This window comes from Roseomonas populi, from assembly GCF_024594815.1.
Lineage (GTDB): Bacteria > Pseudomonadota > Alphaproteobacteria > Acetobacterales > Acetobacteraceae > Roseomonas > Roseomonas populi.
Genome location: NZ_JANJOU010000008.1, coordinates 1 through 26,669 on the forward strand (window position 1 = coordinate 1; position 26,669 = coordinate 26,669).

The 26,669-nt window shown below is 71.2% G+C and carries 29 protein-coding genes; 12 read left to right on the plus strand and 17 right to left on the minus strand.

Annotated features, from left to right (window positions below):
* Nucleotides 1-831: 831 nt before the first annotated feature.
* The 3 genes from NRP21_RS10800 to NRP21_RS10810 form a co-directional block, all read right to left on the minus strand.
* Nucleotides 832-1,533: a PEP-CTERM sorting domain-containing protein gene (locus tag NRP21_RS10800; protein WP_257716210.1), complete on the minus strand. Its 702-nt coding sequence runs from the start codon at nucleotides 1,531-1,533 to the stop codon at nucleotides 832-834.
* Between the two features lie 291 nt (nucleotides 1,534-1,824).
* Entirely contained in the window at nucleotides 1,825-2,229 is a 405-nt protein-coding gene (locus NRP21_RS10805; RefSeq protein ID WP_257716211.1) for a hypothetical protein, read from the minus strand.
* A 245-nt stretch (nucleotides 2,230-2,474) separates the two neighbouring features.
* Nucleotides 2,475-3,227, minus strand: a complete 753-nt coding sequence (locus NRP21_RS10810) for an SH3 domain-containing protein (RefSeq protein WP_257716212.1) — start codon at nucleotides 3,225-3,227, stop codon at nucleotides 2,475-2,477.
* A 139-nt stretch (nucleotides 3,228-3,366) separates the two neighbouring features.
* On the opposite strand from NRP21_RS10810, the gene NRP21_RS10815 reads away from it, so the two are divergent.
* The 4 genes from NRP21_RS10815 (at nucleotide 3,367) to NRP21_RS10830 (ending at nucleotide 6,298) form a co-directional block, all read left to right on the plus strand.
* Nucleotides 3,367-4,251 (plus strand): DMT family transporter, encoded by an 885-nt coding sequence (locus NRP21_RS10815; protein WP_257716213.1) that lies wholly within the window; start codon nucleotides 3,367-3,369, stop codon nucleotides 4,249-4,251.
* A gap of 38 nt (nucleotides 4,252-4,289) precedes the next feature.
* A complete protein-coding gene (locus NRP21_RS10820; protein ID WP_257716214.1) occupies nucleotides 4,290-5,123 on the plus strand; it encodes an SDR family oxidoreductase in 834 nt (277 codons plus the stop codon).
* Between the two features lie 66 nt (nucleotides 5,124-5,189).
* Complete coding sequence (gene parS, locus NRP21_RS10825; protein ID WP_257716215.1) at nucleotides 5,190-5,723, plus strand: type II RES/Xre toxin-antitoxin system antitoxin; 534 nt, start codon at nucleotides 5,190-5,192, stop codon at nucleotides 5,721-5,723.
* Nucleotides 5,720-6,298, plus strand: coding sequence for an RES family NAD+ phosphorylase (locus NRP21_RS10830; protein ID WP_257716216.1), 579 nt, complete (start codon nucleotides 5,720-5,722; stop codon nucleotides 6,296-6,298). Before parS ends, NRP21_RS10830 begins: the two co-directional genes overlap by 4 nt.
* Nucleotides 6,299-6,334: 36 nt before the next feature.
* On the opposite strand, the gene NRP21_RS10835 is transcribed toward NRP21_RS10830, so the two are convergent.
* From NRP21_RS10835 to NRP21_RS10855, 5 genes are read right to left on the minus strand one after another with little or no spacing between them, the layout of a single operon-like run.
* A complete protein-coding gene (locus NRP21_RS10835; RefSeq protein ID WP_257716217.1) occupies nucleotides 6,335-7,318 on the minus strand; it encodes a Bug family tripartite tricarboxylate transporter substrate binding protein in 984 nt (327 codons plus the stop codon).
* Between the two features lie 27 nt (nucleotides 7,319-7,345).
* The gene (locus tag NRP21_RS10840) at nucleotides 7,346-8,194 is read right to left on the minus strand and encodes an amidohydrolase family protein (RefSeq protein WP_257716218.1); all 849 of its coding nucleotides are present in this window, start codon (nucleotides 8,192-8,194) and stop codon (nucleotides 7,346-7,348) included.
* A 23-nt stretch (nucleotides 8,195-8,217) separates the two neighbouring features.
* Nucleotides 8,218-9,492: a CaiB/BaiF CoA transferase family protein gene (locus tag NRP21_RS10845; RefSeq protein WP_257716219.1), complete on the minus strand. Its 1,275-nt coding sequence runs from the start codon at nucleotides 9,490-9,492 to the stop codon at nucleotides 8,218-8,220.
* A gap of 3 nt (nucleotides 9,493-9,495) precedes the next feature.
* Complete coding sequence (locus NRP21_RS10850; RefSeq protein WP_257716220.1) at nucleotides 9,496-10,491, minus strand: Bug family tripartite tricarboxylate transporter substrate binding protein; 996 nt, start codon at nucleotides 10,489-10,491, stop codon at nucleotides 9,496-9,498.
* An 18-nt stretch (nucleotides 10,492-10,509) separates the two neighbouring features.
* Nucleotides 10,510-11,391 carry an HpcH/HpaI aldolase/citrate lyase family protein gene (locus NRP21_RS10855; protein WP_257716221.1) on the minus strand — a complete coding sequence of 294 codons (882 nt, stop codon included), beginning with the start codon at nucleotides 11,389-11,391 and terminating at the stop codon, nucleotides 10,510-10,512.
* Nucleotides 11,392-11,512: 121 nt separating this feature from the next.
* Between NRP21_RS10855 and NRP21_RS10860 the strand changes: the two genes are divergently transcribed.
* The 6 genes from NRP21_RS10860 (at nucleotide 11,513) to NRP21_RS10885 (ending at nucleotide 16,888) form a co-directional block, all read left to right on the plus strand.
* A complete protein-coding gene (locus tag NRP21_RS10860) occupies nucleotides 11,513-12,400 on the plus strand; it encodes a LysR family transcriptional regulator (RefSeq protein WP_257716222.1) in 888 nt (295 codons plus the stop codon).
* Between the two features lie 111 nt (nucleotides 12,401-12,511).
* The gene (locus tag NRP21_RS10865; protein ID WP_408639619.1) at nucleotides 12,512-13,714 is read left to right on the plus strand and encodes an acyl-CoA dehydrogenase family protein; all 1,203 of its coding nucleotides are present in this window, start codon (nucleotides 12,512-12,514) and stop codon (nucleotides 13,712-13,714) included.
* On the plus strand, nucleotides 13,714-14,880 hold the full coding sequence (locus NRP21_RS10870; protein WP_257716224.1) for a CaiB/BaiF CoA transferase family protein: 1,167 nt from the start codon (nucleotides 13,714-13,716) through the stop codon (nucleotides 14,878-14,880). The genes NRP21_RS10865 and NRP21_RS10870 overlap by 1 nt, the downstream gene beginning before the upstream one ends.
* Nucleotides 14,881-15,610: 730 nt before the next feature.
* The gene (locus NRP21_RS10875) at nucleotides 15,611-16,189 is read left to right on the plus strand and encodes a hypothetical protein (RefSeq protein WP_257716225.1); all 579 of its coding nucleotides are present in this window, start codon (nucleotides 15,611-15,613) and stop codon (nucleotides 16,187-16,189) included.
* A complete protein-coding gene (locus tag NRP21_RS10880) occupies nucleotides 16,174-16,428 on the plus strand; it encodes a hypothetical protein (RefSeq protein WP_257716226.1) in 255 nt (84 codons plus the stop codon). The genes NRP21_RS10875 and NRP21_RS10880 overlap by 16 nt, the downstream gene beginning before the upstream one ends.
* Before the next feature lie 43 nt (nucleotides 16,429-16,471).
* Nucleotides 16,472-16,888, plus strand: a complete 417-nt coding sequence (locus tag NRP21_RS10885) for an FAD-dependent monooxygenase (protein ID WP_308219877.1) — start codon at nucleotides 16,472-16,474, stop codon at nucleotides 16,886-16,888.
* Nucleotides 16,889-16,941: 53 nt separating this feature from the next.
* Here NRP21_RS10885 and NRP21_RS10890 read toward each other — a convergent pair whose 3' ends face one another.
* Genes NRP21_RS10890 through NRP21_RS10920 form a run of 7 tightly spaced genes read right to left on the minus strand, consistent with a single transcriptional unit; the run spans nucleotide 16,942 to nucleotide 22,953 of the window.
* Nucleotides 16,942-17,766 carry an amidohydrolase family protein gene (locus NRP21_RS10890; protein ID WP_257716227.1) on the minus strand — a complete coding sequence of 275 codons (825 nt, stop codon included), beginning with the start codon at nucleotides 17,764-17,766 and terminating at the stop codon, nucleotides 16,942-16,944.
* A complete protein-coding gene (locus NRP21_RS10895) occupies nucleotides 17,766-18,743 on the minus strand; it encodes a Bug family tripartite tricarboxylate transporter substrate binding protein (protein WP_257716228.1) in 978 nt (325 codons plus the stop codon). Before NRP21_RS10895 ends, NRP21_RS10890 begins: the two co-directional genes overlap by 1 nt.
* A gap of 23 nt (nucleotides 18,744-18,766) precedes the next feature.
* Entirely contained in the window at nucleotides 18,767-19,567 is an 801-nt protein-coding gene (locus tag NRP21_RS10900; RefSeq protein WP_257716229.1) for an SDR family NAD(P)-dependent oxidoreductase, read from the minus strand.
* A 37-nt stretch (nucleotides 19,568-19,604) separates the two neighbouring features.
* Nucleotides 19,605-20,582, minus strand: a complete 978-nt coding sequence (locus tag NRP21_RS10905) for a Bug family tripartite tricarboxylate transporter substrate binding protein (RefSeq protein ID WP_257716230.1) — start codon at nucleotides 20,580-20,582, stop codon at nucleotides 19,605-19,607.
* Nucleotides 20,583-20,610: 28 nt separating this feature from the next.
* Nucleotides 20,611-21,558, minus strand: a complete 948-nt coding sequence (locus NRP21_RS10910; protein WP_257716231.1) for an SMP-30/gluconolactonase/LRE family protein — start codon at nucleotides 21,556-21,558, stop codon at nucleotides 20,611-20,613.
* Entirely contained in the window at nucleotides 21,555-22,127 is a 573-nt protein-coding gene (locus tag NRP21_RS10915) for a carboxymuconolactone decarboxylase family protein (protein ID WP_257716232.1), read from the minus strand. Before NRP21_RS10915 ends, NRP21_RS10910 begins: the two co-directional genes overlap by 4 nt.
* Before the next feature lie 25 nt (nucleotides 22,128-22,152).
* On the minus strand, nucleotides 22,153-22,953 hold the full coding sequence (locus tag NRP21_RS10920; RefSeq protein WP_257716233.1) for an IclR family transcriptional regulator: 801 nt from the start codon (nucleotides 22,951-22,953) through the stop codon (nucleotides 22,153-22,155).
* 99 nt (nucleotides 22,954-23,052) lie between these two features.
* On the opposite strand from NRP21_RS10920, the gene NRP21_RS10925 reads away from it, so the two are divergent.
* Both NRP21_RS10925 and NRP21_RS10930 read left to right on the plus strand, forming a co-directional pair.
* On the plus strand, nucleotides 23,053-24,078 hold the full coding sequence (locus NRP21_RS10925; RefSeq protein WP_257716234.1) for a Bug family tripartite tricarboxylate transporter substrate binding protein: 1,026 nt from the start codon (nucleotides 23,053-23,055) through the stop codon (nucleotides 24,076-24,078).
* Between the two features lie 11 nt (nucleotides 24,079-24,089).
* On the plus strand, nucleotides 24,090-24,887 hold the full coding sequence (locus NRP21_RS10930) for an SDR family NAD(P)-dependent oxidoreductase (protein ID WP_257716235.1): 798 nt from the start codon (nucleotides 24,090-24,092) through the stop codon (nucleotides 24,885-24,887).
* A 105-nt stretch (nucleotides 24,888-24,992) separates the two neighbouring features.
* Here the strand turns inward: NRP21_RS10930 and NRP21_RS10935 are convergent, their stop codons facing one another.
* Together NRP21_RS10935 and NRP21_RS10940 are read right to left on the minus strand one after the other, a co-directional pair.
* A complete protein-coding gene (locus NRP21_RS10935; protein WP_257716236.1) occupies nucleotides 24,993-25,358 on the minus strand; it encodes a c-type cytochrome in 366 nt (121 codons plus the stop codon).
* A 132-nt stretch (nucleotides 25,359-25,490) separates the two neighbouring features.
* A complete protein-coding gene (locus tag NRP21_RS10940) occupies nucleotides 25,491-26,486 on the minus strand; it encodes a Bug family tripartite tricarboxylate transporter substrate binding protein (protein WP_257716237.1) in 996 nt (331 codons plus the stop codon).
* Nucleotides 26,487-26,669: the final 183 nt, after the last annotated feature.

Sequence of the window (26,669 nt, forward strand, 5' to 3'; positions counted from 1 at the left end):
GACGGCCGAGCTCGCCCCGTTGATCGTCTCGATCAGCCCCGCGCCCGCCGGCAGCTCCCCCTTCGCAAAAACCTGCCCGAACGTCGCAACGCCACCAGCCAACTTACCCTGACCAGCATTCTCGTAAAAAAAACTAGTAAGCTTCATTAAATAGAACCCCTCGTCGTCTAACACCGCTGTGTGAGATTGAATCTTCTGAAGATCGCGGTGGGATACGCCAGAATCTGTCAGAAAATTTTACGTTCTTTGGCCTCCGTTGTTGATGAAGATGCTCTATTGCACCTGCACAGTTCCATCAATACTGCTTTTTGATAGCGATCCTTCAGGATCGCCGCGCGATTTCTTGTGGGATTCTATTCTCTTCTCACAGATTTCGGCACGATATCGGAACGTGACTGCCGCGCCGGATCTCGCCGTAGGGTTTCCCCGCACGGAATGAGTGCGCCCGGGATCGGGGCTGGCGGTGCGAGCACCACGCGCCGCTTCTGGCTCCCAAGGACCGGATTGTGCTGCCGGGAAGGGTTGCGGGCAGAGTGAGAGCGCCGGCAGAGCCTCGTACGCCTCGAGGCCAATGCCTGCGGCCCTGCGCGAGAGCCCACCCGCTACAAGCCGAGGCGGGGTGCTGCTGCTCTCGAATCCCTTTTTTCAGCCGACGACAGGGTCGCCCAAACTCCGAGAGCGAGTGCCGCCCTTGGCATGGCTATCGGCTGGCAGGATGGCCGCGGCGGAAACCTGCTGTTTGGAAGCGGAGACGCGACGGATAGAGGCGCAGGAGGGCCGGGAACCGTGCGTCCCCGACCCTCCCCCAAGCCATGCTGTCGCTGCGTGGCCTCAGGCCGTCGGGTTGTTCCGGCGGCGGCGGATGTAGCCCAGGCCGAGCAGGCCGGCACCGAAGAGCGCCAGCGAGGTGGGCTCCGGCACCGCGACCTGCAGGACGGACGGGCTGCCATTCTGGCGGCTGTAGTACAGCGTGTAGTTGCCGGCCGCGAGATTGCTGAAGGTATCCGTCACGACGTTGGTCGGGCCGCTGACGCCGCCGACGCGGACACCGTCCCGGTACAGGCTGATGCCGTCGTCATGCGTGATCGTCATGCTCGTGCCGGCAACGAGGTTGCCCAGCGCGATGGTGTAGTAGGACCCGTAGCCGAAGTTGGCCACGCTGCCGCTGGACTTGAGGAAGCGGTTCTCGTTCCTGAAGTCGGCGACCTGGGTGCCCTGATAGGTCACCGTGCCGGTGCCCGAGTAGTTCGTGACGTTGCCCGCGGTGAAGCCGAAGGTGCTGTTCAGGTCGCCCGGGGGGTTGGAGGGACCGTTCTGCGCCGCCGTGTTGCTGAAGTTCAGGTTGCCCGTGTAGGTGAAAGAGGCCGAGGCGGTCGATCCGCTGAAGGCCGGCGCCGTGTTGGTCGTGTCGAAGCCGTTGCCGTTGGTCAGGCCGGTGATGACGGAGATCGCGTAGGACGCCGCGTGGGCGCTACCGGCGCCGAGCAGGGCCAGCGTGGTGCCGGCGAGCAGTGCCACCTTGAACGAACGCATAGTAAGTCTCTCCCTGTGTTCGATGTGAACGGCGGTAAGAGGGCAAGCATCATGCCAAGGTATTTCTGCTATACATAACAACAGATTGTCGTGTCGCTCCGGGCTCGTTAATGCGTCGTCGTAAGAAGTGCTGACAGCCGGGCCTTCAGGCCCCGGCCTGCCCGTCCAGGCGGTCTTCAGGGACGGATGACGAAGGTAGGCGGCACGCAGGAGGCCGACGCCGCGGCCCTGCAAGGCCCCGGTCTCCCGGCTGCTGTTTCCTGGGCCTCAGGCCGCGATGCCGCCTGCCTCTCACGCCTCCCGGAACCGGCCGGGCTCCTCGATACCGAGGTCGGCGCCCTTCGCGTCGAAGGCTGCGTCGTAGATCTGCGCCAGGCGACCTTTCGGCGCTCCTTCGTTCTTCTGCTCCCCATTCCTCGGCTCGCCGAGCAACTCCGGCAGGGCGAAGACGTCGGCCTCCACGGCGACAGCCAGCAGGTGGGATGCCTGCGCCGCCAGGCCCGCGGAATGCATCGTTTCCACCGCGAGCTTTGCCTCGGCAATGGCGAGCTGGCGCTCGAGTTCCACGACCTGCCGTTCCAGGCGATCGGCCCGCAGCGCCTGCTCGCCGGCGGCCGCCTGCGCTTCCTCCATCCTCGCGGCTATGGCGAGGACCGCCTCGTCCAGACGGTCGAGGGGAAGGCGGGCGAGAGCCATGTGAGCATCCTTCGTGGATGGCGTCGCCGCAGCCTCATGCTCGGACATCGGAACCTCCTGGAGAAGATCGGCGCCAGCCATAATGCGATCCGGCCATGTGGGGAAACGCCGGAGGCGCTGCCCGTGCGGATCGGTGCCGCGCCCCCGTGCCCATCGTTCCGGGCGGAAACGCCTTGCGGGGGGCTCACGGCCGGCCAGCACGCACGCGCCGGCCGGCGCAGCGTCACTCCACCCCGCCCGGCCTCCTATCGCTCGAGCATCGAGCCATGGATCCACCCCACCGGCTCGGTCTCGCCAACCTGGTACCAGCCACCCGGCGCCTCCGCGAAGACCCGCAGCCTCGTCCCTCTCGGCACCACGCGCAGGACCGCACCGCCGCCGGCCGGGTTGCTCCGGAGGTTGACCGGATGGGCCGAGGTCGTCGTGACGGACCCCTGCGCGGGCAGGCTCCCGGCAGGCGGAGCCGGCAGGGCCGGGGGTGGGGCCGGCTCTGCCGTGGCCGGTGCCGGCGGCCGTGGAGGCGCCGCAGGGGCCGGCGCCGAAGCCGAGGTGTCCGGCACGGGCGGCAGGGGCAGGACGGAACGCGCGGAGGTCGGCCCGCCGCCATCGAAGCAACGGGTGTTCGTCTCCACATAGGTCCGGGTGGCCTCCGCGCTGCCGGCGGCGACGAACTGCTCGATCCGCTCCCCGCCCGCGCTGACGACCGAGACGAAGGGCAGGAACGGATCCTCCATCGCCCCGGTGAGGTTCACCTGGCCGCAGACCGCATAGCCGCCCAGGGCCTGCCGGTGGACGATCACGCCCCTGAACCTGGCGGCCGGCGTGATGTTGCGGGCCGTCGAGCGCAACCGCTCCTCGGCCGCCTTGCGCGCAGCCCCGGCTTCCGCCTCCAGGCGCGCCGCCTGCTCGGCCTGGACGCGCTTCCTCTTGGTCTCCGCGTCGTCGCAGGCCGCCGTGAGCACGGTCATCAACAAGGACGCGACAAGCCTGAGGCGCATGCATCTGCCTTTCGAGGTGGTGGCCGTGAACCGGCACCAGAAATACGGCGAGTTGTGGTCACGGGGCCCTGATCCCCAAAGCCGGGCTGGTCTACCAGGGCAGACAAGACGACGAAGAAGACGGGGATTCGCTGTGTCCATGTTCTCGCGTGCCGCACCGGTGGGCGCCGCCGGCGGCATTGCCATGATGCTGCTCGGCGTCCTGCTCTTCGCCGTCAACGACACGCTCGGGAAGTGGCTGGTCGGCGCCTATGCGGTGGGCCAGCTGATGCTGGTGCGCAGCATCTCCGGGCTGCTGGCCATGGCGCCCTTCATCCGCCGCGCGGGCCGTGGCGCCTTCCGCCGCGCGCCGCGCCCGGGGCTGCAGCTGCTGCGCGTGGTCTTCTCCACGCTCGAGGGTTCGCTGTTCTTCTGGGCGCTGACGGACCTGCCAATGGCCGAGGTCATGGCCTACTACATGGCCGGGCCGATCTACGTGACCGCCCTCTCCCCTTTCCTGCTGGGAGAGAAGGTGGGCTGGCGCCGCTGGACGGCGGTGGCGGTGGGCTTCTGCGGCGTGGTGCTGGCGCTCCACCCCTCGCCGGGATCCCTCTCCTTCGGCGCCCTCTGCGCCCTGGCCGGAAGCTTCAGCTACGCCCTCTTCCTCATCGCCACCCGCAAGCTGGCGGGCACCCCGGGCACGGTGCTGATGACGGCCCAGCTCATCGCCGCCCTCGCCTTCGGCGCGACCCTCGTGCTGATCCAGGGCTGGACGCCGCCCGGCACGCTGGACCTCGCGCTGATGCTGCTGCTCGGCATCGGCTCCCTCTGCGGCAACCTCTGCGTCAATCAGGCCCTGAGGATGGCGCCGGCTTCCGTCGTCGTGCCCTACCAGTACACGCTGCTCCTCTGGGGCATGCTCTTCGGCTATCTCTTCTTCGGCGAGGTGATGGGGCCGCTCCCCCTGATCGGGGCCGGCATCATCGTCGGCGCAGGCCTCTTCATCTTCCTGCGGGAGCAGCAGCTGCGCCGGCAGGGCGGCTGACGCGCGGGAATGCCGTCCATTGATCGGGAGGGTCCGCCATGGCGGCCGCTGACTACTTCGAATCCCTCTTCTCCCTCGCCGGCAAGACGGCGCTGGTGACGGGCGGCGGCACGGGGATCGGCCGCATCATCGCGGAGGCGCTGGTCCGGGCCGGGGCGGAGGTGCTGATCGCCTCGCGCAAGGGAGAGGTCTGCGCCGCGGTGGCCGAGGAGCTGAATGCGCTCGGGGCGCCCGGGCGCGCCGAGGGCATGGCCGGGGACGTAGGAACCGAGGCGGGCGTGCAGGCCCTGGCCGCCGCGACGAGGGAGCGGGTGGCGCGGCTGGACATCCTCGTGAACAACGCGGGCCGGAGCTGGGGGGCGCCGATGGGGCAGTTTCCCTTCAAGGCCTGGGACACCGTGATGTCCGTCAACGTCGCCGGCCTGTTCAGCCTCACCCAGGCGCTCCTGCCGATGCTGACCGACGCGGCGACGGCGGACGACCCGGCGCGGATCATCAATCTCGGGTCTGTCATGGGCTCGCAGCCCATGGGGAACCGCGCCTACTCCTACGCCGCCTCCAAGGCCGCCGTGCACCACCTCACCCGCATCCTGGCCCAGGAGCTGGTCGAGAGGCACATCACGGTGAACGCCTTCGCCCCCGGCCCTTTCGAGACCCGCATGATGGCCTTCGCGACCGCCGACGCGGCGGCGCGCGCGCGCACGGAAGCCGGCGTTCCCATGCGGCGGCTCGGGCGGGCGGAGGACATTGCGGCGGCGCTGCTTTTCCTCTGCGGGAGGGGCGGCTCCTACACGACCGGGGCAATCCTGCCCATCGACGGCGGCAAGCATGTCATGACAGGACATCGCTACTACCTCGACGACGAGGGCTGAGGCTTCGGGGGGCTCCGGCCACCCGGTGCCGCTGCCCCGCCGAACCCTTGAAACCGAAGGCGCCAAATGGCACTTCTTGGTGCGACAGATGGCGCCACCCTCATGACCCAGACCACCCTCCCCTCGCCCGCCCAGCCTTCCGTCGGTGCTCTTCTCGATCGCACCGCGGCCCTTCTCGGCGGCGCCAAGCTCCTGAAGAGCGCCCCGCAGAGCCCGGTCGAGATCCATCACCTGCTGGTCAACGGGCTTCCGAAGGCCTCGCTGAACCACATGATCCGGCACGTGAAGGTCCTCCGGCTGGCCGACATCCACCACGCCATCGGCATCAGCGTCCGGACCGGCCAGCGCGCGCGCGGCGCGACGGCCGCCCAGGAAAGGAAGCCGCTGACGAAGGAGCAGAGCGGCCGCACCTGGGAATTCGCCGAGGTGCTGGCGGCGGCCACGGAGGTCTTCGGATCGCAGGAGGCTGCGGAAACCTGGATGCAGCGCCCGGCCATGGGCCTCAACCACGAGCGCCCGATCGACCTCCTGGCGACCCCGGCCGGCACGGCGATGGTCAAGAACTTCCTCACCCGCCTGGAATACGGCGTCTATACGTGATTGCCCTGCCCCCTCATCTGGGTGGCACGGAGTTCATCGCGTGGCGGCTCGACCAGGCCCGGTACGCGGAGGGCTGGGACAGCGGCGAGGGCGCCTATCGCGGCGGCGGCCGCTGGAACTCGCCCGGGCGCCGCGTGGTCTACGCCTCCCTCGATGCCGCCACCGCCATCCTCGAGGTCGCGGTCCACAAGGGTTTCGACACGCTCGACCTCCTGCCGCACGTCCTGACCTCCCTCGTCATCCCGGATCCGTCCGGGATCTTCGTCGTCCAGCCATCGGAAATTCCCGATCCGGCCTGGCTACACCCCCGCTACTCGGACCCGGCCCAGACCGCCTTCGGGGATTCGGTCCTCGATCAACATCCCCTGGTGCTGATCCCGAGCGCGGTATCGACGGCCAGCTGGAACCTCCTCATCGCACCGGACCGAGCAGCGGGCCGCTACACCCGCCGCTCGCAGGCGCCCTTCAGCCTGGACCCGCGGCTGGTCCCACCCTCTCCGCCGGCCCCCGATGTCGCTGCCCCCCGGCCGGCGCGGCGGCGCCCCCGGCCCCGGGGGCCTTCTGCCTCGCGGTGAGCCGAGAGCGATCGCCGCAGCGGGCCAGGGCAGCCCTCAGAGCGCGATCCGGGCCTCGCGGACCAGGGCGGACCACCGCTCGGCCTCGGCGGCCACGAAGGTGGCGAACTCCTCCGGCGTCTCCCGCCGGCTGCGGGCGCCAAGCGCCGTGAAGCGCTCCCGGATCGTCTCCTCGGCCAGCGCCTCGGTCAGCTCGGCGTTGAGGCGCGCCACGATGTCGCGCGGCGTGCCGGCGGGCGCGAAGACGCCCTGCCACTCCTCGCTCCGGAAGCCCGGCACCAGCTCCGAGATGGCGGTGACGCCGGGCAATCGCGGAATGGGTTCCTCCCCGCCCTGGGCGATGACGCGCATGCCGTCCTGCCCGTTCAGGGGGATGGCGGTGGTCGCCGTCGCGAAGGTCATCGCGATGCGGCCGGACCGTAGGTCGTTCTGCGAGGAGGGGGCGTCGCGGTAGGGCACGTGGTTGATCCGCACGTCCGCCATGCGGTTCAGCATCTCCAGCGCCAGGTGCTGGGAGGAGCCGACGCCGGTGCTGGAGCAGTCCAGCTCGCCCGGCTTCGCGCGCGCCAGGTCCAAGAGCTCCTTCAGGGAGCGCGCCTGGACCGAGGGCCCGAGCAGAATGACGTTCGGGATCGTCGCCACGCGCGCCACCGGCCGGAAGTCCTGCCGGATGTTGTAGGGCAGCTGCATGAGCGCGGCGTTGATGACGAAGCCGCTTCCGTCGTCCAGCAGGGTGTAGCCATCGGGTGTGGAGCGGGCGACGAAGGCCGCCCCGATCGTCCCGCCCGCGCCCGGCCGGTTCTCGATGACCACCGGCTGCCCCAGGCGCTGGCCGAGGCGCGGCATGACGATGCGGGCGAGCGTGTCCACCGCCCCGCCCGCGCCGTAGCTCACGGTCACCCGCAGCGGCCGGTCCGGGTAGGTGCCCTGCGCCCGGACACCGCGGGCGGCGCAGGCCGCCAGCCCGCTTGCCAGCAGCAGGCCGCGGCGGGTGGGCCAGTGATCCCTCTCGCTCGTCATCGCTTTTCCTCCCTGGGGCGCGCAGTGCTATCCGAAGCCGTACAGGATGGCGGGGTTGTCCCGCAGCACCCGGCGGCGGGCCGCCTCGTCGGGCAGCCAGTCCAGCAGCAGGTCGAGCAGGCCGGCATCGTCGGGCTTGTGCCGCTCCGTCACGTGCGGCCAGTCGCTGCCCCAGACCGTGCGTTCCGGCGCGAGGTGCGCGAGACCCCGGGCGACCTCCGCCATGTCGGGGTAGTCCGGCCCACCCTCGATGGAATCGAGATAGGCCCCGGAGAGCTTCACCCAGACATCGCCGCGCCCCAGCAGCCTCTCCAGCACCCTGAAAGCCGGATGCCCGGTGCCGCCCGGTGGCGGGATGCGGCCGAGGTGGTCGAACACGATTGGGCAGGCCAGGCGCTCCAGCAACGATGCGTTCCCGGCGATCTGATCCGCGGACATGTTGATCTGCGCGTGCCAGCCCATGGCACGGATGCGCTCCGCCATCGGCTCGATCATGTCGATCGTCGTCACGGTGTCGGCCGGCTTCCAAACGCTGAAGCGCAGGCCGCGGATGCCGCCCGCGTCCAGGCGCCGCAGCTCCGCCTCGGTGGCGTCCGGGTGCAGCACGGCAATTCCGCGCGCGCCCGGCCCCAGCGCCGCCACGGCGGCGAGCGTGCCGGCATTGTCCGTGCCGAAGGCCTTGGGCTGGACGACCACTGCGCGCTGGGTGCCCAGCCGCCGTTGCAGGGCCTTGTAGTCCTCCGGTCCCATGCCGCGGAAGGGCGCCGCATCCGTCCCGGGCGGCAGGAATGCCGGATCGACGACGTGGATGTGGCTGTCGCAGGCGCCTTCCGGCATCGGAAGGCGCGGCGGGCGAGTGCCCGAGGAGTTGGGCACGGGCCCTCCGCCGTCCGCCTTGCTCACGCGCCGGCACCCGCGGCGCTGGCGGCTGGCGTCCCGTGCCCGTGCTCGCGGATCACGCCGGAGCCGGAGAGCCGCCCGTACTCCGCCTCCCCCAGCACGGGCAGCAGGACCTCGCGGCTGTGCTCGCCCAGCTTCGGTGCCGGGCGCGCCAGGATGCCGGGCGTGCCGGACAGGCGCGCGACCATGCCGTGCATGGGGATCCAGCCCATCTCCTCGTCCGGCACCTCGATCAGCGCCTCCCGCGCGCCGACATAGGGATCGTCCAGCAGGTCGGAGGCGTCGTAGATGGGGCCGATCGTCACGCCTGCCTCGTCGAAGTGGCGCAGGTTCTCTTCCAGCGTCCGCCCGGCCACGAAGCCGGCGACGATCCCGTCGAGTTCCTCCCAGTTGCGCAGTCGGTCGGGGTTGGTGCGGAAGCGCGGGTCCTCGATCAGCTCCGGCCGCCCGATGGAGGCCAGCAGCTTTGCCGTCATCCCCTGGGTGGAGGAGGAGAGGCAGACCCAGCGGTCGTCCTTCGTGCGGTAGGCGTTGCGGGGCGAGGTGTTGGTGCTGCGGCTGCCCGTGCGCTGCTTGGTCTTTCCGGTCAGGCGATAGTTCGCCACCTGTGGGTCCATCACCATCAGCATGGGATCGATGAGGGACATATCGATCACCTGTCCCTTCCCGTGCGCCCCGCGCGCGGCAAGAAGGGCGATCATCGCGGTGGCCGCGCCGTAGAGGCCGGCATAGCCGTCGCCCATGAACATGGGCGGCAGGACCGGCTCCCGGTCCGGGAACCCGTTCACGGCGGCGAAGCCGGAATACCCTTCCACCAGCGTGCCGAAGCCGGGCTTGTGGCGGAAGGGCCCGTCCTGCCCCCAGCCGCTGATGCGGACGATGACGAGACGGGGGTTGATCCCCAGCAGCACCTCGGGGCCGAGGCCCATCGCCTCCAGCACGCCCGGGCGGAAGCTCTCCACCAGGATGTCGGAGGTGGCGGCGAGCTGGCGGACCGCCTCCTGCGCGTCGGGGTTCCGCAGCTCCAGGCAGATGCTCTTCTTGTTGCGGCAGAAGATCTTCCAGGAGGTCTCGACACCCTGCACGCGCCAGGCGCGGAGCGTGTCGCCCTCGGGTGGCTCCACCTTCACCACCTCCGCCCCGTGGTCGGACAGCACCTTCGTCAGGGTGTTGCCCGCGACGAGGCGCGAGAGGTCCAGCACGCGCACGCCGTGGAGAGCGCCGGTGGCGGAGGAGTCGAAGCTCTTGCGGTGCAGGTGAGAGGTCTCGGCCATGGGCTACTCGACGCGGATGTTCGCGGCCGTGGCGACGCTGCGCCACTGGGAGAGGTCGCGCTTCAGGAAGGCGTCCGCCTCGGCGGGCGGGAGGAGCTGCGGCGTCGCGCCTTCCCCAGCCAGGTACTCGGCGAGGCGCCCGCCCCGCAGCGTCTCCAGCGCGGCGGCGTTCAGCCGGTCGCGGATGGCGGGCGGGATGCCCCGGCGCGCCAGCAGGCCCCACCAGATGCTCGCCTCGTAGTCCGGCAGGCCGCTCTCCTTCGGGGTGGGCGCGGCCGGGGCACCGGCGGGGCGGTCCTCGCCGGTCCAGCCGATCACCTTCACCCGCCCGGAATCGATGATGCCGCGCGCGGAGGGGAGCGTGGTGAAGAGGAGCTGGATCGTGCCGGCCGCGAGGTCCGTCGTCGCCGGCCCCATCCCGCGATAGGGAACGTGCTGCATCTGCAATCCACCTGCCTTTTGGGCGAAAAGCGCTGCCGAGAGGTGATTGATGCTGCCCGGCCCGGCGGAGCCGTAATCCACCTTGTCCGGGTTCGCGCGGAGATAGGCGACGAGTTCGCGGAGGCTCTTCGGCGGGAAGTCCGGGGCGGCGAGGACGACGAGCGGTGCGGAGGCGAGGATCGTCACTGCCTCGAAGTCGCCGGCCGCGTCATAGGGGGTGCGCTGGACCGCGGCGCTGGTCGAGAAGGTGGAGGAGGTGACCATCAGCGCGTAGCCATCGGCGGGCACCCGCACCACCTCGGCCGAGCCGATGGTGCTGCCGGCGCCGGGCCGGTTCTCCACGACGAAGGGCTGGCCGAAACTGGCCTGGAAGTGCTCGGCCAGGGGCCGCGCCACCGCGTCGTTGCTGCCCCCTGGCGGGAAGGGCACGATGACCCGCACCGGCCGAGACGGCCAGGAGGCGCCCCCGCCCCCGCCTCCACCCCCGCTCTGGGCCCGCGCCACGGCCGGGGCCGCCAGCATCGCCGCCGTCAGGCCGCGCCTCGTGATGCCCTTCATCTCTTCCTCCCTCGTCTCTCAATCCGTCGCCGGCAGGCCGAGCCGCTGGGCGAGGCCCAGCAGCGCCTCCGCGCTCGCGATGAACGGCGCGTCCACCATGCCGCCATCGACCATGAAGGCGCCCGTGCCGGCGGCGATCTGCTCCCGCGCCGCCTCCACCACGCGGCGGGCGCGGGCGATCTCGGCGAGGGTGGGCTGGAACACCTCGTTGGCGGCAACGATCTGGCTGGGGTGGATGCAGCTCTTGCCCGCGAAGCCCATGCGGCGCGCGGCCTCGGCCTCGGCCCGGTAGGCATCGGGCCGGTCCACCTTCGCGAAGGCGCCGTCATAGGCCGGCACCCCCGCCTCGGCCGCGGCCAGGCGCAGGGTCATGCGGAGGTGGGCGAGCACCGCCTCGTCCATCCGGTCGATGCCGGCGGGCTCCAGCAGGTCCGCGTAGCCGATCTGCAGGCCGCGGACGCGCGGATGCGCCGCCGCGATCTCATGGGCCAGGCGCAGGGCGCGCGGCGTCTCGACGTTGCAGAGAAGGCCGATCGGCTCCGTGACGCCATTCTCCCGCTCCGCCCGCTCCAGCGCGGCGGCGGCGTCCCGCACCTCCGCGGCGTCCCCCACCATCGGGAGGTTCACCATGTGCGTGCCGGGCACCGCGACCGCCGAGAGATCGGGCAGGAAGTGCGGCGTGCCGGTCCCGTTGACGCGGACTACGATCACCTTTCCCCCATGCTCCGCGCCGCGCAGGAAGCCGGCGAGGTTCTCCCGCGCCTTCTCCTTGCGGTTCGGGGCGACGGCATCCTCCAGGTCGAAGGACAGGGCATCTGCCCGCGAGGCCACGGCCTTGGCGAACAGCTCCGGGCGCGAGCCCGGGACGAACAGCTTGCTGCGCATGATGGCGGGAGCCAACGCGTCCTCCGGAGTTCTTGTCCCGCCCGCGCGCCCGGCGGCCGGTTTCCGCGAGCATAGCCCTTGAGGAGGGCAACGAAAGATAAGAGATTGAACAATGACCTGATAGGTTTTGTGAAAGGTGGACACGCGCTTCCTCGAGACCTTCCTGGCGGTGGTGGAGGGCGGGTCCATCTCGGAGGCGGCGCGGCGCCTGCACCTGACCCCGGCCGGGGTGACGCAGCGGCTGCGGGCGCTGGAAGGGGAGATCGGCGCCGCGCTTCTCGCCCGCACCGGGCGGGGCGTCGCGCCCACCCCCGCCGGGCTGCGGATCGCGGAGCGCGCCCGGCCGCTGCTCCATGGACTGCGCGACCTGTCCGCCGGGCTGGAGGAGGGCGTCCTGGCAGGGGAGCTGCGGCTGGGCGCCGTCACCACCGCCGCGATCGGCCTCCTGCCCGACCTTCTCGTCTCGCTCCGGGCCAGTCATCCCGGGATCGACGTGCGCCTGCAGCCCGGGCGGTCGAGCGAGCTCTACGCCGCGATCCTCGACGCCGCACTGGACGCGGCCCTCATCGCGCAGCCTCCCTTCGGCGTGCCGAAATCCTGCGGCTGGATGGACGTGCGGATCGAGCCGATGGTGCTGCTGGTGCCGGAGAGCCTGGCGGGGGAGGAGCCGATGGCCCTCCTCTCGACCCAGCCCTTCATCCGCTACGACGAGCGCTCCTGGGGCGGGAAGCTCGCCGGCGACTATCTGCGGCGCCGGCGCATCCGCCCCCGCGAGATCTTCGAGCTGGAGACGCTGGACGCCATCGCCGTGCTGGTGGACCGGGGCCTCGGCATCTCCATCGTGCCGGATTGGGCACCGCCATGGCCGAGCGGCCTCTCCCTTGCCAAGCTTCCCCTGCCGGATGCACCGAGCCGCTCGATCGGCCTCGTCTGGCAACGGGCCTCCCCGCGCGTGGCCCTGATCGACGCCCTGCGCGGCGACATCGCCACGCTCTCTGGGCGCGAGGGGGATGGCCGACCGTGAGAGGACCGGGCCGCGGGGCTGGCCCCCGCTGTTCCCACGCCACGATCCATGAGGGAGAATGCCGCTCCGGCCAGCATGCGGGAGAGGCCGGCGGCGGGGCGGAGCTGCGGCCTGCCCCGGCCGGCGGCACTCAACCTGTCTGAGGAAACTGCCTTGCTCACCAGCACCGACGCCCATCAGGAGCTGCGCGACGCCGTCCGCGCGCTCTGCGCCGAGTTCCCGGCCGAGTACCACCGCAAGGTGGATGCCGAGCGCGGCTACCCCGAGGCCTTCGTGGACGCGCTGACCAAGGCCGGCTGGCTCGCGGCGCTGATCCCGGAGGAGTATGGAGGGTCCGGGCTGGGCCTGACGGAGGCCTCCATCGTCATGGAGGAGATCAACCGCTCCGGCGGCAATTCCGGCGCCTGCCACGGGCAGATGTACAACATGGGCACGCTGCTGCGGCACGGCTCGGCCGAGCAGAAGGCGCGCTACCTGCCCCGGATCGCCTCCGGCGAGCTGCGGCTGCAGTCCATGGGCGTGACGGAGCCGACCACGGGCACGGACACGACGAAGATCCGCACCACGGCGGTGCGCAAGGGCGACCGCTACGTGGTCAACGGCCAGAAGGTCTGGATTTCCCGCATCCAGCACTCCGAACTCATGATCCTGCTCGCCCGCACCACGCCGCTGGCCGAGGTGAAGAAGAAGTCCGAGGGCATGTCGATCTTCCTCGTGGACCTGCGGGACGCGATCGGCAACGGCATGACCGTGCGCCCGATCGAGAACATGGTGAACCACGAGACGAACGAGATCTTCTTCGACAACCTGGAGATCCCGGCCGAGAACCTGATCGGCGAGGAGGGGCGCGGGTTCAAGTACATCCTCGACGGGCTGAACGCGGAGCGCACGCTGATCGCGGCGGAGTGCATCGGCGACGGCCACTGGTTCATCGACAAGGTCGTGCCCTACGTGAAGGAGCGGCAGGTCTTCGGCCGCCCCATCGGGCAGAACCAGGGCGTGCAGTTCCCGATCGCCGAGAGCTACATCGAGATCGAGGCCGCGGACCTGATGCGCTTCGAGGCCTGCCGGCTGTTCGACGCCAACCAGCCCTGCGGCGCGCAGGCGAACATGGCGAAGTACCTGGCGGCCAAGGCGAGCTGGGAGGCGGCGAATGCCTGCCTGCAGTTCCACGGCGGCTTCGGCTTCGCGCACGAGTACGACGTAGAGCGCAAGTTCCGGGAGACGCGGCTGTACCAGGTGGCACCGATCAGCACGAACCTCATCCTCTCCTACGTCGCCGAGCACATCCTCGGCCTTCCGCGCTCCTTCTGATGCCCGGTTCCAAGCCGCTCGCCGGGCTTCTCGTGATCGCCATGGAGCAGGCGGTGGCCGCGCCGCTCTGCACGGCGAAGCTGGCGGACGCCGGCGCGCGGGTGATCAAGATCGAGCGCTCCGAGGGGGATTTTGCGCGCGGCTACGATGCGAGCGCGAAGGGGTCATCCAGCTACTTCGTTTGGCTGAACCGGGGGAAGGAGAGCCTCGTCCTCGACATCAAGCGGGCGGAGGACCTGGCGCTGCTGGGGCGCATGCTGGCGCGGGCGGACGTGTTCATCCAGAACCTCGCCCCCGGCGCCGCGGCGCGGGCGGGCTTCGGCAGCGCCGAGCTGCGGGCGGCGCATGATCGCCTGATCACCGTGGACGTCTCGGGCTACGGCGAGAGCGGCGACTACGCCGCCATGAAGGCCTACGACCTGCTGGTCCAGGCCGAGAGCGGGCTGGCGAGCGTCACCGGCCGGGCGGAGGGGCCGGGGCGCGTCGGCGTCTCGGTCTGCGACATCGCCTGCGGGATGAACGCGCACGCCGCCGTGCTGGAGGCCCTGATCGAGCGCGGGATCACCGGGCGCGGCAAGGGCATCGCCATCTCCCTCTTCGACGGCATGGCGGACTGGATGAACGTGCCGCTGGTCTATTACGAGGGCACGGGGCGGGAGCCGCAGCGGGTGGGCCTCGCCCACCCCTCCATCTGCCCCTACAGCGCCTTCGAGACGGCGGACGGGGTGCCCGTGCTCATCTCCATCCAGAACGAGCGGGAATGGGCGGATTTCTGCGCCCGCTTCCTGCTGGAGCCGGACCTGCCGGGGCGCGAGGGCTTCCGCAGCAACGTGGAGCGCGTGGCGAACCGCCCGGTGGTGGATGCGCATGTCGCCGCCGTCTTCGCCGGCCTGACGCGGGATGAGGCCGCGCAGCGCCTCTCCGCGGCCCGCACGGCCTTCGGCTTCGTCAATGACGTGCCTGGCCTCGCGCGCCACCCCGCCCTGCGGCGCGTGACGCTGGAAACGCCGGGTGGCCCCGTGTCCGTGGCCGCCCCCGCCGCCCTCTTCAGCGACGGCGCGCGCGAGCTCGGCCCCGTTCCTGCTCTCGGGCAGCACACCGAGCGCATCCGCGCGGAGTTCGCCGCTTTCCCGACGGATGCCGCCGGAGCAGGGCGGGCTAGCTGACCGCCGAGAGGACCGGGAGGCCAGAAGCGATCCATCCGATGACGGGACGGTAAAATGGGGGGACAGGGACAGGGCATATCGGCAAGGCTGGCGCGGCGACCGCAGCAAGAAGGCCGGCCCGTTCAGGCCGTGCTGTTCGGCGCGACCGCGCGAGAGGACGCGGGATCTCCGGATTTGCCTGATCATGCCCCCGTCGCGCCCGCCGGAGCCCTGGTGCCGCGGCCGAGGCTGCTGGCACGGATGGAAGCGGCCCTGCGGCACCCTTTGACGTTGCTCCATGCCCCTGCGGGCTATGGCAAGTCGTCCACCCTGGCGGAATGGCACGGGCACGCGGGCCGGGCGGGCCTCGACGCCGTGCTGCTGGTGGGGCCGGATGCCGCAACTCTCCGGGGCGCCCTGGCCCGGCCGGCGCAACCCGCCATCCTGCTGGTCGATGAGCTCGGGCCGGGTGCGGAAGCGGTCATCGCGGCCCGGCTCGCCAACCCTGACGGGTTCCCCTCGGTCGTCCTCGCGCTCCGGACACTGGGCGGGCTACGGCTGGGAAGGCCCCGGGCCATGGGGATGCTTCTCGAGATCGGGCCGGAGGAGCTGCGGCTGGACGATGACGAGGCGCGGGCGATCTACCGCGCCCTGTCGGGCCTGGACCCGACCCCGGCGGAACTCTCCGAGATCCAGTCGCGGAGTCAGGGCTGGCCCCTCGCCCTCGCCCTGCAGGCCCGCGCGGCGCGGGATGGCGGGCGCCCGGGCGATCGGCGGCGAGACGCGCCTGCTCTTCGACTATTTCCGCGAGGAGGTGCTGGACGGGCTTCCCGACGAGACCAGGACCTTCCTGCTGCATGTCGCCCTGCCCGGCCGCATCTGCGCGCCGCTCTGCGATGCACTGACGGGGGAGGCCGGCAGCCAGGCGCGGCTGGAAGCCCTCCTGCGCGAGGGGCTCTTCCTCCAGCCGCTCGACGACGATCGGCGGTGGTTCCGGCTTCACCCGCTGTTCCTCGAATTCATGCGGCGGCTTCTGAAGGACGAGGCGCCGGCGCTCGCCAGCAGGCTCGCGAAGCGCGCGGCTGCCTGGTTCCACGCGGAGGGGCTGGACCTTGAGGCGGGCCAGCACGCCTTCCACTCCGGCGACGCGCGCCGCGCCTACCGGCTGCTGGAGCAGGTCTGCCGCGACGTCTCGGCCAGCTCGCACAGCATCACGGATCTGGTGACCCCCGCGGCCACACGCCGCTGGTGGCCTTCCCGGACCTCGTTCTCTCCATCTGCTGGGTCCTCTGCAACCGCTGGCAGTTCCGGTTGGTGGAGGAGCTGCTGAGCCTGCTGGAGCCGCGCATCGAGGCGATGGCGCAGGGCGGCACGGCCGAGCGCCAGGAGGCGGCACGGCTCCGCCGCCTGCTGCGCCACCGCCGGATGATGCTGGCGCTGTTCGAGGACCGCCCCGCCCTGGCGGCCAGGCATGCGGGCGAGCTGCTGCCGGACCTTGCCCTCCTGCACCCTTATGTGCGGGCCAGCGTGCACAGCACGCTCCTCCAGGCGCCTCGGCGCCTACGATGATTTCGCGCATTTCGCCGGGCGGCTGTGCCTGCCCTTCATCGACGTGGAAGCGCTGATCCGTGCGACGAGGGAGATCTTCGAGTACCCGATGTGTGACCGGGATCCCCTGCCCTTCTGGACGCGAGGGCGCGTGACGCTGATGGGGGATGCGGCGCATTCCATGTACCCCGTGGGCTCCAACGGCGCGTCCCAGGCGATCCTTGACGCGCGCTGCCTTGCGGAGCTGCTGGCGTCGCGACCGGCCCAGGATGCGCTGGCGGCCTACGAGGCGGGGCGGCTACCGGCCACGGCGGCCCTGGTCGGCTCCAACAGGACGGGCGGGCCGGAGCGGGTCATCGACCTGGTCGCGGAGCGTGCGCCTGCCGGCTTCGAGAGGCTGGAGGACGTGGTACGGCCGGAGGAGATCGCGGCGGTGACGCAGGGCTACGCGACATTGGCGGGCTTCGCCGTCCGGGCGTGATGGAGCGGCCAGGCCGGGCTGTTGCCCGGCGCTGGCCCCTGATGCCGCCGCTGTCAGAAGCCGTAGAGGCGGGCGGGGTTGTCCACCAGCAGGCGCTGCAGGCCGCTCTCCTCCGCCATCAGCGGCAGAAGGTCCAGCAGGGCGGCGTCGTCCTCCACGGCGTGGCGGGGATTGGAGTGCGGGAAGTCCGTGCCCCAGACGACGCGGTCCGGCGCGGCCGCGATCAGGGCGCGGGCGAAGGGCAGAGCATCGTGGAAGGGTGCACCGGTCGCCGAGACGCGATCGCTGCCGGAGAGCTTCACCCAGCAGTTCTCACGCCGCACTTGTTCCAGCAGGGCGCGGAAGGCGGGCTGGTCGGGGCCGCCCGCGGCGTCCACGCGGCCCATATGGTCGATGACGAAGGGGATGCGGAGGGCGTCCAGCTCGTCCCGAAGCTCGATCAGGTCGGCGGCGTCCAGGTGGATCTGGGCGTGCCAGCCGAGGGGGGCGATGCGGTCCACGGTGCGACGGAAGAAGCCGAGGTCGGGGCGCGCCTTCAGGTGCTTCACGAAGCCGAAGCGCACGCCGCGGATGCCGCCCTCGTGCAGGGCCTGGAGGGCCTTGTCGTCGAAGCTGTCGTCGATCAGGGCGATGCCGCGGTAGCGGCCGTTGCTGGAGGCGATGGCATCCAGCATGGCGCGGTTGTCGGTGCCGTGGACGATGGCCTGGACGATGACAGAGCGGGTGAGCCCGAGGCGGGCGTAGAGGGCGGCCAGGTCCTCCTTCCCGCGGTCAGGCGGGGTGAAGGGGCGGTTCTCCGCGAAGGGGAAGCGCGCCGTGGGGCCCCAGATGTGGCAGTGGGCGTCGCAGGCGTTCGGCGGGGGTGTGTAGCCGGGCATCAGTCGGCCTTCACGCCGGCGGCGCGCACCACCTCGCCCCAGCGGCCCACTTCCTCGCGGATGAAGGACAGGGCTTCGTCCGGGCGGCTGACGATGATGCGGGCGCCCTGGGAGATGAACTGGTTGGCGGTGGCGGGCCGGGCCATGGCGGCGGCGGTGGCGGCATGGAGACGGGCCACGCGATCGGGCGGCGTGCCGGCGGGGGCGAGGAGGGCATACCAGTTCTCGATCTCCATGCCCTGGACGCCGGCCTCGGCGAAGGTCGGGACCTCGGGCAGGGCGGGGGAGCGCTGCGGGCTGGTGACGGCGAGGGCGCGGAGGCGGCCTTCCTGCACATGGGGCAGCAGCACGGGGAGGTCGAGAAAGGCGACCTCCACCTCATCCGCCAGCAGGGCGGTGATGGCGGGGGCGGCGCCGCGATAGGGGACATGGGCGATGTTGGCGCCGGTGGCGAGCTTGAAGCGCTCGCCGGAGAGATGCGGCGTGCCGCCAGGGCCGGAGGAGCCGAAGTTCAGGCGGCCGGGCTGCGCCTTGGCCAGCGCGACGAGCTCCGCCACGCTGCGGGCCGGGAGCTTGGGGTTCACGCAGAGCAGGGTGGGCACGCCGGCCACGATGGAGACGGGCGCGAAGTCCTTGCGGGAGTCGTATGGGTTGTTCGGCAGGAGCGTGACGTTCACCGCCACGGCGCCGGTGCTGCTGAAGCCGAGGGTGTAGCCGTCCGGCTGGGCCTTCGCGACCGCGTCCGTGCCCACCACCCCGCCGGCGCCGGAGCGGTTCTCCACCACCACGGAAGTCTTCAGCTCCTCCGACAGCGCCTGGGCCACGATGCGGGCGGAGAGATCCACCGGGCCACCCGGCGGGAAGGGCACAAGCAGGCGGATGGGCTTGTCGGGGAAGGACTGGGCGGCGGCGCCGCGCAGCGCGGGTGCGGCCAGGGCCGCGCCGAGCAGGGCGCGGCGGGCAAGGGGCGGGACCATGGGACGTTTCCTCGTCTTGTCGTTCAGTCGCAGCGGACGGACATGCCGCCATCCACCACGATCTCCGTGCCCGTGACGAAGCGCGCCTCGTCCGAGGCGAGGAAGAGGGCGGCGGCCGCCGTGTCGCGCCCGTCGCCGGCGAAGCCGAGCGGGATGCGCTTGACGCGGGAAGCGAGGAGCGCCTGCACGTCGCCGCCCGCGCGCTGGCCGGCCAAGCGCGTCTCCACCATCGGAGTGTGCATCTGGCCGGGGACCACGGTGTTCACGCGGATGTTGCGGGCGGCGTACTCCACGGCGACGACGCGGGAGAACTGGATGATCCCAGCCTTGGAGGCCGCGTAGGCGACCTGTGCCGCGCCGGTCCAGCGGAGGCCGGAGGTGGAGGCGGTGTTGACGATGGCGCCGCCGCCCTGCCGTTCCATGACGGGCAGGACGTGCTTGCAGGTGAGGAAGACGCTCTTCAGGTTGTAGTCGATCTGGGTGTCCCAGACCTCCTCGCTCATCTCCACCGGGCCACCCTTGGCGGAGCCGCCGACATTGTTCACCAGCACGTCGATGCGGCCGTATTCTGCCAGCGCCGCCTGCACCATGGCGGCGATGGAATCGCTGCTCATCACGTCGCAGCTGCCGGCGGCGAAGCGGCCGCCTTCCTCGCGGATGCGGGCGGCGGTTTCATCCATGGCGCCGGGGTTCTTGTCCACGCCGTAGACGAGCGCGCCTTCGCGCGCGAAGAGCACGGCGGCGGCGCGGCCATTGCCCCAGCCCGGGCCGACGGAGCCGGCGCCGGTGATGACGGCGACCTTTCCTTCGAGGCGTCCTGCCATTGTTTGGTCTCCTGCTTGTTGAGGGAGGCGTTCCGCCTCAGTCCATCCGGATGTTGGCGCGGCGGCCGACCTCGCCCCAACGGGCGCTCTCGGCCACGATGAAGTCGCGGAACTCGGCCTGCGTGCCGCCGACGGGGCGGGCGCCCTGCTCGGCGTAAGCCTTCACCAGATCCGGGTCGCGCAGGGCGCGCGCGGCGGCCTCCTGCAGCAGGGCCTGGATCGGGGCGGGCACCTTCGACGAGGTGACGAGGCCGTACCAGTTGTCCGCGACGACCGGCACGCCGGCCTCGGCCATGGTGGGCGTCTGCGGCAGGAGGGGGGAGCGCTCGCCGCTGGCGAGGGCGATGGGGCGAAGGGCGTTGCCCTGCACCTGGGACATCATGGCCGGCATGTCCGCGAACATCATCTGCACCTGGCCGGCGATGAGATCCGTGACGGCAGGCGCGGCGCCGCGATAGGGGACGTGGGTGATGTCGATCCCGGCGGCGGCGCGGAAGGCTTCCCCGGCCAGGTGGGGCATGGAGCCGATGCCGGAGGAGCCGTAATTCACCTTCCCCGGGTTCTTCTTCGCGTAGTCCACCAGCTCCGCCACGCTGTTCACGGGGAGGGAGGGCGGCACCGCCAGCAATTCCGGCATCAGCGCGACGAGGGTGATGGGGGCCACGTCTTTCGCGACGTCGAAGGGCATGGGGGCGCCGAGCACGGGGGAGATGGCGATGGCACCCGCGCTGGTAAGGCAGAGGCTGCGGCCATCGGGCGCGGATTTCACCACGTTGTCCGTGCCGATCACGCCGCCGGCGCCGGAGCGGTTCTCCACCACCACGTTGCGCTCGAGGATGGCGCCGAGCTTCTGGCCGAGCACGCGGGCGACGAGGTCGTTCGGGCCGCCGGGCGGGAAGGGCACGACGAGGCGGATGGGGCCGTCCGGGATGCGGGCGGACTGCGCGAGGGCGGGGCGGGCGAGAGGGATCGCTGCGGCGGCAATCAGGCCGGCGAGCTGGCGGCGGGTGGTCATGGGCGTTTCCTTCCGGATCAGGGCGCGGCTAGCCGCCGGGCGTTCCCTGCGTGTTGACGTAGAGCGCGTAGAGGGAGTGGCTGGCAGCCATGAACAGCCGGTTGCGGTGGCGCCCGCCGAAGGCGAGGTTGGCGCAGCGCTCCGGCAGGTGGATGTGGCCGATGGGCTCGCCGGCGGGGTTGAAGACGCGTACGCCGTCCTGCTCCGGGTCCATGCCCCAGCCGCACCAGAGATTGCCGTCCACGTCCACGCGGAAGCCGTCCGGCGTGCCGGTGCCGGCATCGACCAGCACGCGGGTGTTGCGCAGGGTGTCGCCCGCCACGTCGAAGACGCGGATGTTGCGCGGGCGGGCGCGGGATTCGATGACGTAGAGCTTCGATTCGTCCGGGCTGAAGGCGAGGCCGTTGGGGCCGTTCACGTCGTCCGCCACCACCGTCGCGCGGCCGGTGGCGCCGTCGATGCGGTAGATGTTGGCGGGGAGCTCCTGCTCGGCCTTCTCGCCCTGGTAGTGGCCGACGATGCCGAAGGGCGGGTCGGTGAACCAGATGGAGCCGTCCGACTTCACCACCACGTCGTTGGGGGAGTTCAGGCGCTTGCCGCCGAAGGAGTCGAGGAGCACGGTGATCGCGCCGTCATGCTCGGTCCGGGTCACGCGGCGGCCGCCGGCCTCGCTGCCGTGCTCGCAGGTGACGAGGCGTCCTTCGCGGTCCCGCGTGTTGCCGTTGGCGCGGTTGGAGGGGGCGCGGAAGGTGGAGACGGTGCCGGTGGCCTCGCTCCAGAGGAGGATGCGGTCGTTGGGCACGTCGCTGAAGAGCAGGCTGCGCCAGGCGCCGAACCAGACCGGGCCTTCGGCCCAGCGGCAGCCGGTGTGGAGGCGCTCCACGCCGGCCAGCGCCAGGTGATACCGCTCGAAGCTGTGGTCCAGCGCGCGAATTGCCGGATCAGGGTAGCGGAGGCTCGGTTCCCAGGCCGTCACGGCACAGGGTCTCCCGGTTCTGCGCCCAGTTCCGGCGCGAAGGCGTCGGGCAGGCCGATCTCGAAGACGTTCAGTGTCATCGCGACGAGGGTGTAGTAGCCGAGCAGGGCCACGAGCTCGACCATGCCGCGCTCGCCCAGGACTTCCACCCCGCGGCGGTAGAGGTCGTCCGGCACGCGGCGCGTGGCCATCAGGGTGGTGGAGACATCGTAGATCGCCTGCTCCTGAGCGTCCCGCAGCACGGGCGCGCGGCGCTCGGCGATGGCGGCCACCACCTCCGGGTCCATCCCGGCTTTCAGCCCCTCGCGCTTGTGCACGGTCCACTCGTAGTGCGCCGTCCAGTGGCGCCCGACGATCAAGATGGCCAGCTCGCTCAGGCGCGGCTCGAGCGTGGTCTGGTAGCGCAGCAGCTCGCCGAGGCGCTGGCCGCGGCGGGCCAGTTCCGGGTTCTTCAGCCAGGCGATCATCGGGGCGGGCACGCGGCCGCGGATGCCGGAGACGGCCTCCTGGCAGACCTCCTGCTCCTCGACCGTGCGATCCGCCTCGGGCGTCAGTTGAATGCGTGCCATCTCTTCCGTTTCTCCCTTGCGGCGCTCAGCGCGCGGCGCGTTCCAGCGGCGCCGGGTCGCCGCCCAGGTCGCGAGTCATGGCCATGGCTTCCCGCAGCACCAGGGGCACGCAGATCGCCTCCGTCTCCGGCGTGAAGCGGTAGAGCGGCACGGAGATGCCGATGGAACCGGCGACCTTGCCGTCCGCGTCCAGCACGGGGCAGGCGATGGCGGCGATCTGGGGCAGCCGCTCGCCCCGGCTGACCACGGGCAGGGCCTCGCCGATCTCCAGCGCGATGAGCGAGCGGCCATGGGCGCCGCGGCCGAGGGGCTGGGCCTCGCCGACATGGGCGACGTCACGCACGAGCTGGGGTGAATCCAGGCGGAAGACGCAGCGGCGCTGATCGCCCTCCCGCACGAAGAAGGCGGCGCTCTCCCGGCTCTCGGCGCGCAGTCGCTCCAGCGCGGGCATGACGTGGTGCTCCAGGCGAAGGGATCGGCGGAACAGGTCGCCCAGCAGCAGCAGGGTGGGGCCGAGGAGGTAGCCGCCGGAGGGCAGGCGCTTGACGAAGCCGTGCCCTTCCAGCGTGCCGAGCAGGCGCAGCGCGGTGGTCATGTTCAGCCCGGCTCGGCGGGAAAGCTCCGTCAGGCCCAGCGGCCCGTCCTCCTCCCGGAAGGCGCGCAGCAGGACCAGGGCACGGTCCACGGCGCGCACGCCGTCGCCGGGCAGCCCGCCGACGGGTGCGAGGGGCGGCACGGCGCGCAGCGGCGCGCCGGAGGGCGCCGGCGCCTCCTCGGGCGCGGGTTCCGCGGCGGGCTTCGGTGCGCGTCGGGGCTGCTTTGCCATACCGGCAGGCTAGCCCTTCCTTTCACGTGATGGAAGTGACTTGCGCAGGACGGAAGTGGCGGCCTAGCTTGCCGCCAGAACGAAGCGGAGGGATGCGCCATGAACACCGGGCAGCGCGGCGACCGGGCCGCCGGAACGAGACCGCCCACGCGGCGGCGGAGCCTGCTGCGCCTTTCCGCCGCGGCTGGGCTCCTGGCCCCGCTGCGCGCCCTCCCGGCCCTGGGCGCGGATGCCTATCCCTCCCGGCCTATCCGGGTGATCGTGCCCTTCACTGCTGGCGGCGGGACGGATGTGGTCGGGCGAGAGCTGGCCCAGATGCTCTCGACGGAGCTCGGGCAGGCCGTGGTGATCGACAACCGGCCGGGCGGCGGCACGGTGCTGGGGTCCGACCTGGCGTCCAAGGCGGCGCCGGACGGCTACACGCTGCTGCTCACCACTTCGGCGCTAGCGATCAACGCCTCGCTCGTGAAAAGCCTGCCCTACGATACGGAGAAGGGCTTCTCCGAGGTCGGGCTGATCTGCCACGGGCCGAACGTGCTGGTGGTGCGGCCGGACAGCCCCTATCGCAGCGTGGCGGACATCATCAGCGCGGCGAAGGCGAAGCCGGGAGAGCTGACATACGGATCCTCCGGCAACGGATCGGCCGTGCACCTGGCGGCGGAGCTGTTCAAGCTGATGGCCGGGGTGGACATCACCCACGTGCCCTATCGCGGCGCGGGGCCGGCCTATACCGATCTGCTGGGTGGGCGGCTGGACATGGTGTTCGGCACGGCGGGCGGCGTGGCGGCCTTCGTGAAGGGCGACCGGATGCGCGCGGTGGCCGTCACCTCCCCGCAGCGCACCCCGGCCTATGAGGGCGTGCCCACGATCGCGGAGACCCTGCCGGGCTACGAGGCGGAGGTCTGGTACGCCGTCTTCGCACCCGGCGGCACGCCGGCGCCGATCCTGGCGCGGCTGAACGAGGCGATGAAGAAGGTGACGGCCGCGCCCGCCTACCACTCCCGCCTGGCGAGCGAGGGGCTGACCGTCGCGGTGAACAGCCCCGAGGAGATGACCCGCTTCATGCGTGCCGAGGAGGCCCGCTGGCGGCGCGTGGTGACCGACGGCCGCATCACCTCGGATTGAAGGAAAAGAACATGGCCGGACGGCTTGAAGGCAAGGTCGCGATCGTCGTCGGCGCGGGGCAGCAGCCCGGCGAGACGATCGGCAATGGGCGCGCGGTGGCGGAGCGCTTCGCGGAAGAGGGCGCGACGCTGCTGCTGGTGGACATCAACGAGGAGTGGGCGGAGGCCACGCGCGCAGCGGTGGAGCGGCATGGCCGCCCCGCTTCCACCCTGCGCGCCGACATCACGAAGGAGGAGGACTGCGCCGCCATCGCCCGGACCTGCGTGGAGCGCTACGGCCGCATCGACGTGCTGCACAACAATGTCGGCCGTTCCAGGGGGGACCGGAAGACGGCGGAGATGGACGCCGACATGTGGGACGCCATCATGGGCATGAACCTCAAGGGCATGTTCATGACCTGCAAGCACGCCCTGCCGCACATGGTCGCGCAGAAGTCCGGCTGCATCATCAACATCTCCTCCACCTCCTCGCTCTCCGCGCGGCCGACCGTGACCTACAAGACGAGCAAGGCCGGGGTGAACGCGCTGACCCAGCACATCGCGATGGAGAACGCGCGTCACGGCATCCGCGCCAACGTCATCCTGCCCGGGCTGATCGACACGCCCATGGCGATCGAGCGCCGCGCGCAGGAGCGCGGCGTGCCGCGCGAGGTGGTGCGGGCGGAGCGCGAGGCGCTGGTGCCGATGGGGCGGATGGGCACGGCCTGGGACGTGGCGAACGCCGCGGTGTTCCTGGCCTCGGACGAGGCCGGCTACATCACCGGCGTAATCCTGCCCGTGGACGGGGGGCTGCTGGAAAAGCGGGGGTGAGCGGCGCCCCGGTAACCCGGGCGATCGCGTTGCTGTCCTGCAATCACCGGTGCTGGCCGCCATCCTGCCGATCGAAAGCACCTTGATCGGGAATGGCCGGCCGGCTCAGGGCGTGGCGGCGCCCTGCAGGAAGGCGATGATGTCGGCGCGGTCCGCCTCGTTGGGCACGCGCGTCGGCATCCGGGAGCCCGGCACCTTCGCGATGGGATTAGCCAGGTAGGTGTCCAGCTGATCCGGGGTCCACTCGATCCCGGCATTCTTCATCGCGGGCGAGTAGTTGAACCCCTGGACCGAACCGGCAGCCCGGCCAACCACGCCCTGGAGGTGCGGCCCCACGCCGTTGCGGGGCTGGGCCAGTTGGTGACAGGCAACGCATTGCCGCTGGAACAGGGTCCCTCCCCTCTCGGCATCCGCTGCCGCCGCTGGCGTCGCCAGGGCGGCAAGCGCCAGAATCACCAGGGAACGATGCATCACATGGCTCCGACATCAGGCGCTGGGCAACAGGTGGTGGCCCGCTCGCCCGCGCGTGCGGAGTGTGCGCATGGCGCGGGAGGAGGTCCAGCCCGGCGGTGCGGGCACGCCATGGGCGCCAGGGCCACCCGGCTACTCCGCCCGGATGCTCGCGGCCTGGATGATGGGAAGCCAGCGCTCCGCTTCCTTCCGGACGAAGGTCGCAAAGGAATCGGGCGAGCCGCCGACGAACTCGGCACCCTGCGTACGGGTCAGGTTCTCCCGCACCTCCGGCCGGCCGATGATGGCGTTGAACACCTCGTTGATCCGCTGGACGAGGGCGGTATCCATGCCCGCTGGCCCGGCGATGCCATGCCACGTCGTCGCCTCGAAGCCCGGCAGAGTCGCCGCGATGGGCGGCAGGCCCGGCAGCGACGGAATCGGCTCGCGGTTCGCCACGGCGAGCGCCTTGACCTTCCCTTCCTGGATGAAGGGCAGCGCGGAGGAGACGGAGATGATCGCCCAGTCCGTTTCCTTCGCGACCAGGGAGCGCAGCACTTCGGCCCCGCTGCGGTACTGCACGGGCTCCGAGCGCGCGCCGGCCTTGGCGAGGAAGAGCTCGTCCGCGAGATGCGTGGGGTGGCCGACGGAAGGTGCCGCGTAGGACAGGGGCCGGCTGCGCGACTTCGCGAGCGCGATGAACGCGGGCACGTCGGACACGCCCAGGTCCGCGCGCGTGATCAGCACGAGGGGCAGGTTCACCAGGTGCACGATCGGCGTGAAGGCGTGGAGCGGATCGTAGGAGAGCGCGGGGATGAGTTCTTTCCCCACCGCGTTCGGCCCCATATCGGCGACCATGAGGTTGTAGCCGTCCGGCCGCGCCGTCGCGATCGCGCCGCCCCCGATGGTGCCGCCGCCGCCCGAGCGGTTCTCCACGACGAGGGACCCGCCGCCCGCGGCCTGTGGGAAGGGCTGGGCGATGACGCGGGCGAGCGTGTCCGCCGCGCCCCCAGGCCCGAAGGGCACGACGAGCTTCACCGGACGGTTCGGCCATGCGCCTTGCGCCCGGGCCAAACCACGGGATGAGAGTACGGCCGCGCCGGCCACGAGGCCGCGCCCGAGGCCGCGGCGAGTGATGATGGGGGTCATTCTTTCGTCTCTCCTGGAATGCTCACGCCGCGAGCCTGCCGCGCAGCCGGTTGAACGACGCCGCCGGTGAGCGGAAGGCCGGCCTGCCGCGGCGAGAGTGCGTGCCTCGGCCGGATCGCCGTGCCGTTCCCGCACGTCGTGGGTCACGTCAGGGCCGGCTTGGAGCGGCGGGTGCCGCCCTGG

Bases quoted from the DNA above. Each gene is read 5' to 3' on its own strand.
- NRP21_RS10850 (WP_257716220.1), bottom strand. From the start codon at position 10,491: ATGAAGGGCATCACGAGGCGCGGCCTGACGGCGGCGATGCTGGCGGCC.
- NRP21_RS10930 (WP_257716235.1), top strand. From the start codon at position 24,090: ATGGCCGGACGGCTTGAAGGCAAGGTCGCGATCGTCGTCGGCGCGGGG.
- NRP21_RS10905 (WP_257716230.1), bottom strand. From the start codon at position 20,582: ATGACCACCCGCCGCCAGCTCGCCGGCCTGATTGCCGCCGCAGCGATC.
- NRP21_RS10810 (WP_257716212.1), bottom strand. From the start codon at position 3,227: ATGCGCCTCAGGCTTGTCGCGTCCTTGTTGATGACCGTGCTCACGGCG.
- NRP21_RS10890 (WP_257716227.1), bottom strand. From the start codon at position 17,766: ATGCCCGGCTACACACCCCCGCCGAACGCCTGCGACGCCCACTGCCAC.
- NRP21_RS10820 (WP_257716214.1), top strand. From the start codon at position 4,290: ATGGCGGCCGCTGACTACTTCGAATCCCTCTTCTCCCTCGCCGGCAAG.
- parS (WP_257716215.1), top strand. From the start codon at position 5,190: ATGGCACTTCTTGGTGCGACAGATGGCGCCACCCTCATGACCCAGACC.
- NRP21_RS10875 (WP_257716225.1), top strand. From the start codon at position 15,611: ATGGCGGGCGCCCGGGCGATCGGCGGCGAGACGCGCCTGCTCTTCGAC.
- NRP21_RS10845 (WP_257716219.1), bottom strand. From the start codon at position 9,492: ATGGCCGAGACCTCTCACCTGCACCGCAAGAGCTTCGACTCCTCCGCC.
- NRP21_RS10870 (WP_257716224.1), top strand. From the start codon at position 13,714: ATGCCCGGTTCCAAGCCGCTCGCCGGGCTTCTCGTGATCGCCATGGAG.
- NRP21_RS10940 (WP_257716237.1), bottom strand. From the start codon at position 26,486: ATGACCCCCATCATCACTCGCCGCGGCCTCGGGCGCGGCCTCGTGGCC.
- NRP21_RS10935 (WP_257716236.1), bottom strand. From the start codon at position 25,358: ATGCATCGTTCCCTGGTGATTCTGGCGCTTGCCGCCCTGGCGACGCCA.
- NRP21_RS10815 (WP_257716213.1), top strand. From the start codon at position 3,367: ATGTTCTCGCGTGCCGCACCGGTGGGCGCCGCCGGCGGCATTGCCATG.
- NRP21_RS10835 (WP_257716217.1), bottom strand. From the start codon at position 7,318: ATGACGAGCGAGAGGGATCACTGGCCCACCCGCCGCGGCCTGCTGCTG.
- NRP21_RS10800 (WP_257716210.1), bottom strand. From the start codon at position 1,533: ATGCGTTCGTTCAAGGTGGCACTGCTCGCCGGCACCACGCTGGCCCTG.
- NRP21_RS10805 (WP_257716211.1), bottom strand. From the start codon at position 2,229: ATGGCTCTCGCCCGCCTTCCCCTCGACCGTCTGGACGAGGCGGTCCTC.
- NRP21_RS10915 (WP_257716232.1), bottom strand. From the start codon at position 22,127: ATGGCACGCATTCAACTGACGCCCGAGGCGGATCGCACGGTCGAGGAG.
- NRP21_RS10925 (WP_257716234.1), top strand. From the start codon at position 23,053: ATGAACACCGGGCAGCGCGGCGACCGGGCCGCCGGAACGAGACCGCCC.
- NRP21_RS10895 (WP_257716228.1), bottom strand. From the start codon at position 18,743: ATGGTCCCGCCCCTTGCCCGCCGCGCCCTGCTCGGCGCGGCCCTGGCC.
- NRP21_RS10920 (WP_257716233.1), bottom strand. From the start codon at position 22,953: ATGGCAAAGCAGCCCCGACGCGCACCGAAGCCCGCCGCGGAACCCGCG.
- NRP21_RS10900 (WP_257716229.1), bottom strand. From the start codon at position 19,567: ATGGCAGGACGCCTCGAAGGAAAGGTCGCCGTCATCACCGGCGCCGGC.